This window comes from Streptomyces sp. PTL18 (assembly GCF_059510295.1).
In genome coordinates this window covers 1-7530 of the sequence record NZ_JCAJZO010000071.1, presented here as the reverse complement: position 1 = coordinate 7530, position 7530 = coordinate 1, and the positions used below count along the sequence as shown (strand labels likewise).

7 protein-coding genes and 1 pseudogene are annotated in these 7530 nt (G+C 69.4%); 3 read left to right on the top strand and 5 right to left on the bottom strand.

The window, feature by feature from the left end; all coding sequences use genetic code 11:
- Window positions 1–90: 90 nt before the first annotated feature.
- Window positions 91–901 (bottom strand): annotated as a pseudogene (locus AC5WS8_RS38800) (IS256 family transposase); the annotation flags it as partial.
- A 203-nt stretch (window positions 902–1104) separates the two neighbouring features.
- Between AC5WS8_RS38800 and AC5WS8_RS38795 the strand changes: the two are divergent.
- Together AC5WS8_RS38795 and AC5WS8_RS38790 are read left to right on the top strand one after the other, a co-directional pair.
- Window positions 1105–2112, top strand: coding sequence for a Mu transposase domain-containing protein (locus tag AC5WS8_RS38795; protein ID WP_496108181.1), 1008 nt, complete (start codon window positions 1105–1107; stop codon window positions 2110–2112).
- Window positions 2109–2975 carry an ATP-binding protein gene (locus tag AC5WS8_RS38790; protein ID WP_496108180.1) on the top strand — a complete coding sequence of 289 codons (867 nt, stop codon included), beginning with the start codon at window positions 2109–2111 and terminating at the stop codon, window positions 2973–2975. The genes AC5WS8_RS38795 and AC5WS8_RS38790 overlap by 4 nt, the downstream gene beginning before the upstream one ends.
- A gap of 220 nt (window positions 2976–3195) precedes the next feature.
- Here AC5WS8_RS38790 and AC5WS8_RS38785 read toward each other — a convergent pair whose 3' ends face one another.
- The 3 genes from AC5WS8_RS38785 to AC5WS8_RS38775 form a co-directional block, all read right to left on the bottom strand.
- Complete coding sequence (locus tag AC5WS8_RS38785) at window positions 3196–4458, bottom strand: site-specific integrase (protein ID WP_496108179.1); 1263 nt, start codon at window positions 4456–4458, stop codon at window positions 3196–3198.
- A gap of 411 nt (window positions 4459–4869) precedes the next feature.
- Window positions 4870–5184 (bottom strand): helix-turn-helix domain-containing protein, encoded by a 315-nt coding sequence (locus AC5WS8_RS38780; RefSeq protein WP_496108178.1) that lies wholly within the window; start codon window positions 5182–5184, stop codon window positions 4870–4872.
- Window positions 5181–6245 carry a tyrosine-type recombinase/integrase gene (locus AC5WS8_RS38775; RefSeq protein ID WP_496108177.1) on the bottom strand — a complete coding sequence of 355 codons (1065 nt, stop codon included), beginning with the start codon at window positions 6243–6245 and terminating at the stop codon, window positions 5181–5183. Before AC5WS8_RS38775 ends, AC5WS8_RS38780 begins: the two co-directional genes overlap by 4 nt.
- A gap of 131 nt (window positions 6246–6376) precedes the next feature.
- Between AC5WS8_RS38775 and AC5WS8_RS38770 the strand changes: the two genes are divergently transcribed.
- The gene (locus AC5WS8_RS38770) at window positions 6377–6556 is read left to right on the top strand and encodes an ATP-binding protein (protein ID WP_496108176.1); all 180 of its coding nucleotides are present in this window, start codon (window positions 6377–6379) and stop codon (window positions 6554–6556) included.
- Between the two features lie 578 nt (window positions 6557–7134).
- Here AC5WS8_RS38770 and AC5WS8_RS38765 read toward each other — a convergent pair.
- The coding region (locus AC5WS8_RS38765) for a hypothetical protein (RefSeq protein WP_496108175.1) at window positions 7135–7530 on the bottom strand (396 nt) is incomplete at its 5' end.

The window sequence follows — 7530 nt, the reverse complement described above, 5'->3', positions numbered from 1 at the left end:
CCGGCCACCACCCGCTACCGCACCGCCGCCGATCTCCTCACTGCCGCGCAGAGCGAACACGACACACCGACAGGTTGATTCTTGACGGCTTCTGTGAACCCAGCACCTCTGATGCCTGGCTGCGGGGAAGACCTCGGCCAGGGCCCGCCACAGCCCCATCGCGCCGTCACCGACCACCAGCTCCGGGTCGCGCATGCCGCGCCGGCGGCAATCGCGCAGCAGGTCGGCCCACGACTCCGTGGACTCGCGCAGCCCCTCCGCGATCGCGATCAGCTCCTTCGTGCCGTCGACGCGCACCCCGAGCAGGACCAGGGCGCATGAGTGCGCCTGCCCGAGCCGGACCTTGGGATGCACCCCGTCAGCCCACACATAGACGAAGTCCCGGTCGGACAGGTCACGGGCCTGGAAGGCGGCGTGGTCGTCGCCCCACTGCTTCGTCAGCCGGGTCACGGTTGCCGACGACAGTCCGGCGGCCGAGCCGAGGAACTGCTCCAGCGCCGGCACGAAGTCCCCAGAGGACAGTCCGTGCAGGTAGAGCAGCGGCAGCACCTCGCTGATCTTGGGCGACTTGCGGCACCACGGCGCAAGGATCTTCGACGAGAACCGCTTGCGCTCACCGGTGGCCTCGTCCACTCGACGGTCGTTCACCCGAGGCGCGGTGACCTCGACCGGCCCGGCTGCGGTGACCACGGTCCGGGGCCGGTGATGGCCGTTGCGGACCACGAGCCGACGCCCCCGCTCGTCGGTCTCGGTCGTCGGTCTCGGTCGTCAACTCGGCTATGTACTGGTTGACTTCGGCCTCCAAGGCGGCGGCCAGCATCCGGCGGGCGCCCTCGCGGACGATCTCGTCGATCAGGGAGCCGGTCTCGGTCGAGCCATCGGCGTTCACTACGCTGAGCACGGGCGTGCCTTCCCGACCCGCGCTGCGAACGCGGGCCTACTCGGTGACCATCAAAGGATCATTCGGGAAGGTACGCCCTTCGCACGCCCTCCCGGAACCGATCCACAAGTCCTGAGCATTGCTCGTTCACCCGCGCGCTTCGCCGCTATCAGGTCCGTCCGCACTGCGAGCCCTGTCATGCCTCCACCGGCCGCAACGTCGCAGTGATCGCCCATCCGCCGGGTGAGGAGATCCAGTTCGACTGGCTGGAACTCCCCGATCCGCCCGAATCCTGGGGTGTCGGGAGCCATGCCCACCTGCTGGTCGGGGCACTCGCGCACTCGGGCCGATGGCGGGCGGTGCTGGCGGAGTCGGAAGACTTCCCGCACCTGGTCCAGGCCCTGGACGACGTGGTTCGCAGGCTCGGCGGAACCGCCCGCAGGTGGCGCTTCGACCGCATGGCCACGGTCTGCTACCCCTCCAGCGGGCAGGTCACCGCGGCCTTCGCGGCGGTCGCCAAGTACTACGGGGCCGGGGTGGACATCTGCCCGCCGCGGCGCGGCAACCGCAAGGGCGTGGTCGAGAAGGCCAACCACTCGGCCGCCCAACGCTGGTGGCGCACGGTCCCCGACGGGCTGAGTGTCATCCAGGCCCAGTCCGGGGTCGACAAACTCGCCGTCCGGATGGACGAGCGGCGCCGGAAGGTGGACGGCGTCCCTGTCACTGTTGCCGAACTCGCCAGCGCTGAGCCGCTTTTGGATGTTCCGGTGCGGCCGTTCCCGGCCGAGCTGGAGGTCCAGCGGACGGTCAGTCCGCAGAGCCTGGTGTCCTTCGACGGCAACTTCTACTCGGTGCCGCCCGGGCTCCCCGGCGTTCAGGTTCATGTCCGCCACCGGCTCGGCGACGACTACCTGCGCATCGCCACCACGGGCCGGGCGGTGATCGCCCAGCACCGACGGGCACCACGCGGAGCCGGCCAGACCATCCGTGACGACGGGCACGTTCTCGCGCTGGAACGTGCGGTGCTGGCCTCGTTCACCGACCGCAGTCCCTGCAAGACCAAGGTCCGCAGGCCGCCCTCGGCCGCCGCCCTCGCCGAGGCCGAGCACCTGCGCGGCCAGCCGGCCGCGACTGATCCCGCGGAACGGGTCGTGATCGACCTGTCCACCTATGCCGCCGTGGCCAACCGGCTACGGAATGCCCCCTCACCCAAGGAGGAGAATCCGGAGTGAGTACGTCACCGATGCAGATGAGCGAAGCTCGCCGCTTCCAGCAGCTGCGAGGTCACCTGTCCTACCTCAAACTCAACGACGCAGCCGAGGCCCTCAACCGAGTGCTGGACCAGGCCCGCACCGAGCGGATGTCCCTGACGGCCGCGCTGGAGCGACTGCTGGAGATCGAGGTCGAGGCCACCGAGGCCCGCCGCCTCGCGGCCCGGGAACGCTTCGCCTGCCTGCCCGAACCCTGGACGCTGAACGACTTCGACTTCGCGGCCCAGCCGGGTGTCGACGAGAAGCTCATCCGCGACCTGGCCACCCTCAGGTTTCTCGACGACGCCTCCAACGTTCTGTTCGTCGGACCACCCGGGGTCGGCAAGACCATGCTGTCCGTCGCGCTCGGCCGGGCCGCCGTCGACGCCGGGCACCGCGTCTACTTCACCACCACCGCCGAGCTCGCAGCCAAGTGCCACAAGGCCGCACTCGAAGGCCGCTGGAAGACCTGCATGCGGTTCTTCGCAGGCCCCAAGCTCCTGATCATCGACGAGCTCGGCTATCTCCCGCTGCCCGAGGACGGCGCGTCCGCGCTGTTCCAGGTGATCAACCAGAGGTATCTGAAGTCGAGCACGATCCTGACGACCAATGTCGGCATCGCCAAAGCGCACATGTTCCGGCGAACGTGTGCGAGGTGGCGCCGAAAGTCAACGGGTTCCAGATGGAGATTCCGTGCTGCTGACGACTGCAGCGGCTATCAGCGCCACCAGGTTGGCGGTCCAGCAGTCCGATTCCTTGGTGGCGACCTCGGCGCCGCAGTCTGCGCAGACGAGGTTGGGACCGTCCTGGCCGTGAAGTCCGCAGCAGCCGCCGCGACGTCCTGAGTCGGGATGCAGAGCGGTGCCTGGCACGTCGTCAGGATGCAGGATGAACAGAGTGGCGTCGTAGTTGATCGCATAGGTGCCTTGCACCACCCGCGGGTCGGCGATGCGATGGTCGGACAGGTGATCGCTGGCCGGGGCGGCCTGTGATTCCTGGAGATCGCCGGTGAGAGGGTGCTCGCAGTTCGCGCAGGTAAAGAGGGTCACCGGGACATTGTGCCGGTCACGCAGTGCCTGACCCTGGTGCGTTCTCCCTGCGCTGCGCGAGCCGACCGGCGTCGACATGATCGGCGAGGTAGATCATGACGCCTTCGGGGTCCATGCCGAGGGCTGCGGCAACGAGCTTGGGATCGAGGGTGTTCACCAGGTCGGCGAGACGGGTGCATCGCAGCGTCCGGGGCGGGGTGCCGCAGGGGTCCAGGAGGTGGCTGGCATAGGCGGTTGAGGCCGGTGCCCGGCCGGTCTTGGTGATCCGGGTGACGATCACGTAGGGGTTGTCGGTGCCCCAGTCCGCGCGGTGGGCCAGGCAGCGTTGAAGCACCGACCAGCTGACCGGGTCCATGGGCACCGGATGCGGCCGTTTGCCCAGGCGGATGGTGCGGTTGGTGGGATCGAGGTCGTCCAGGCGCAGGAGCCGGACCTCACTGCTGGAGGCCGCGTGGAGGAGGGCCAGGAGTCCGAGCAGTGCCTCGTGAGGGTGCGCGTCGGTGCCTGCGGTCCAACGGCGGAACAGCTGTCGCTGCTGGTCGGCGGCGACGGTGGTGCCGCTGAACCCCGACGGGCCCTTGGCCTTGACTCCCAGAGTGGGGTCGACAAGCACGATCTTGCGGGAGCGGGCGAAACGGAAGTACTGCCGCAGCACGGTCAGTCGACGTTGACGGGCCTTGGGCATGGTCGCCAGGAAGGCTTCGACGTCGTGGACCTCGGTCAGGGCCCAGTCCTGCTTGTTGCGCGTGCCGGTCAGGAAGCGGGCGAGGTCGCGGACGATGGCCAGGGCCGCTTCGATAGTGCTGTCGGTGCGCGGCAGGGTGCCGGCCTTCCTGGCGCGCTCGCGTGCTCGCAGCATGGACTCGGCGAACGCCTGCACCGGCGGTCGCAACGGGTGCGGGATGGCGTCGATGCGGCGTCGTCGGCGTCCGGCGGCGAGCCGTTGCGCCTGGTCGGTGGGAAGTGCGAGGCCGTGCTGAGTAAAGAAGGCTTCGAGTGCGCGAGCGAGGGAGCCCATCGAACGGCCGGGGCGGCGGGCACGGTCCAGGAGGGCTTGGGGGTGGTTGGGGTGTTCGTCGTTCAGCAGCCTGCCCAGCGTGCTGATCATGGTGCAGGCACGGCTCACGCAGTGCCGGTCGGCGAGATGTCCGGCGAAGTCACCCAGCCAGGTCACTGGCTCGGCGAGCCGGGATGCCAGGTTCTCGGCGGCGATGAAGGGGCGGTCGGGGTGCTTCTGCCAGCAGGCTGAGCAGAGTCCGTGTCCGGCGTGGCGCCGCACCTGGCCGCAGCCGGCGCACTCCCGCGGGGGCTGCTTGGTCTGCCGCCGTCGCGAGCAGTGGCCGCAACATCCGGTGCCGGTCTGCAGGAAGCCGGGCCGCTGGCAGCGAGGGCAGAGCCGCTTCGCAGCCTGCCGGGCGGATTCGCGTCGGCAGATCCCGCAGTGGCTGGCGGACGGTGAGCGGACCGGGCGTCCGCAGCTTGCGCAGGTCCGCGAGCAGGTGATGCACCGTCCGGTGTCGGCCTGCAGGACGCGTGACCTCCCGCAGGTGGGGCAGGGGGCGCGGGTGGCTTCGTCCTTCATCCGGGCGGTGCAGCGGCAGCAATGCTGCCGGTCGATGAAGCCGACCGGCGCCCCGCACCCGACACAGTCCCGCTGCCTCTTTCCCATGTCTCGCCCGCACTCCGTCGGTCAGATCGGCGGCATGGACTTGCCTCGGGCCGAGGCGGCCCGAGGCAGGTCGGCTGCCGGTTGCGGATGAGCCGCAGGGCGTTCGACGGGGGTGGTGTCGACCTCGATCAGGTCGTTGGGGGTGCATTCCAGCGCGGTGCACAATGCTGCGAGCGTGGACATCTTCACCTGGGAGGGTTCCTTGGTGAACAGGGCCGACACCGATGCGGAGGACAGTTCCAGGCCGGCCTTCTCGGCCAGGAGCCGCCGCAGCTGGGCGCCGGTCCAAACCTCGCGCTGGGCGGCGGCCATCCGCAGCTTCCACTTGATGTTCACGGCGTGGGTTCCTCTCCGGTGAGCTCGCCGAGCGTGCTGGTCACGGCGCGTCGGTAGGCGTCCTCGATGAAAGTGGCCGAGGGCCGTACATATCTCATGGTCGAACTGACAGTCCAGTGACCAAGGAGCTGCTGGATGGCCACCAGGTCCACCCCGCGCTCGTAGTTATGGGTCGCGCAGGCCCTCCGCAAGGCATGCGGGCTGAACCGGTCGGCGGCCGGACGGCCCTCCAGCTCCATCAGATAGCGCAGGCGGTTGCGGACGGTGCCCTGGTGCAGGTGGCCGCCCGACTCGTCGGCGAACAGCGCGGGCGAGTCGGGGAACTTCCCGCGGACGTCGTCGAGGAACCAGCGCAGAATCAGGTCCAGTTGGTCGAGCATGGGCACCCAGCGCGGACGGGGCCCGGAGGTGTGGGCGCCCTTGCCGAAGCGCACGTGCAGCTTGCCGAACGGGCCGCGGCCGAAGTGGACGTCCGGGCAATCCAGGAGTGAGGCCTCCTCCGAACGCAGGCCAGCGTGATACAGCGTCCGGAAGAGCGCGTAGTCGCGGGCGGCGGGCGCGTACTTGCGGGCGGTGGCGATCCGGGCCTTGAGGAAGTCGAAGAACTCCTCGACCCGCTCGGGAGTCGGCGGCGGCAGCAGGGCCGGCGAGTCGTCGCCGACATGCCGCGAGGCATTGAACTCGTCCACCGGGCAGACCAGCCGGACCCCGAACGCCGCCTCGATCTCGATGGCTTTGCGGGCCTGCAGGAACCGGTGGAATCCCTTGAAGATCTGGACGTATCCGCGGCGGGTGGATGGCGCCCGCCCATCCACGGCCAGGCCGCCGACCACGCGGTCGATGTCCTCGGGCGTGACATCCCACGCCGGACGCCCCAGGGCCTTCAACGTCCGCTCCAGCAGGCCGATGTCGTTGTCGACTGTCACCGGGCTGAACCCCCGGGCCCGCCAGGAGGCCACGAACGCCTCCACACACAGGGCCTGGAACTCCCACGGATCCCAGGCAACGGGCGCCTCGGGCACCGTCCGGCCCTCGATCACCCGCAGACGCGACTCCACCATCCGGCACACCTTCCTCGCACCTGACAAATGAAGGTAGCGCCTACAAAACCGCACTGTCAGCGAGACAATCAAAGAGACACTCAGACCCCTGAAACGGCCAGGTCGCAGGGCACACACCCCATGAGGAACAAGTGCCAGCCCCAGTTGACTGGGCCGGCGCCTTCGGCGACGCCACCGTCGCCGCCGCCATGCTCGACCGGCTCCTGCACCGGGCCGCCGTCGCCGGCATCGACGGACCTTCCTACCGGCTCCGCGGCCACCAGAACCAGGCCGAGACCCTGCGAAAGGGAGTGAACGCCCGTGTCTCGTGACACCGAACAGACACACCTCAAGGGAGCCAGCACCGTCAACTGCCCGGTCTGCGAGGACGAGTTCATTCCCCACCCGCGGCAGATCTATTGCTCCCCTCGCTGCAAGACCCTCGCGCGTCGCTCGGCCCCCGCCGGCCCGCAGCCACATTCCTGCCCGGCCTGCGGCGGCGAGTTCACCGCAAACCCCCGCCTCCGGCAGGTCTACTGTTCACCGGCCTGTCGCCGCGAGGCGGAGAAGCAGCGTGATCGTCAGCGCGACGAGGAACGCGCCCGCCGGCTCGGTGAGGTGCAGGCGCCGCCCGCATTGCCTGACCTTCCACCACCCAGATCGACACCACGATCAGGACCCCGACCGGCCGTCCCGGAGCGTGACCCTCTGGAGCCGACTGCCACCCGGAACTGTCCGCACTGCCAGCAGCCGGTCACCATCGTGGCCCTCCTGGCCACCCCAGAGGCCGCCCGCCCTGCCATGCCCACCGGCCCCGACGTCATCCCGCTGCGAAGGACTCCCTGAACGACTCGGCCTGAACGTTACTGATCATCGGGCCCGGCGGCCTTCGGCCGCCGGGCCCTCGCCATCAGGTCACCAGCCGAAACCGCTGAATGCCAGGTCTCGCCAGCGGCACTTGGCGGCGCACCACCTCGTCACGGGCGGCGGGCCCGATTCTCAGTCCCGAAGTGCGGCGACCGTCGGGCGCCTCGATCACGGCCGGCCGGGTCACAGCGCGCAACGCAGCCCAGATCAGCCGGGTCTGTTCGGTGAGGGTCTGATGCATTTCCGGTCCGACTTCGGGTTCGAACCACCGCACTGCGAGTCGCCCGCTCTCGAAGAATTCGCCCCGCTCGTCCGTTCTGAGCCGTGAACGGAGCAGCTGGACAACTGCCGCTGTCGGTGGCCCGACAGGCGTGCGGACACCCGCAGCCGGAATGATCCCAGGCGGCAGGGAAGCGCCTGCCGGGAGGCTGAGAAACGC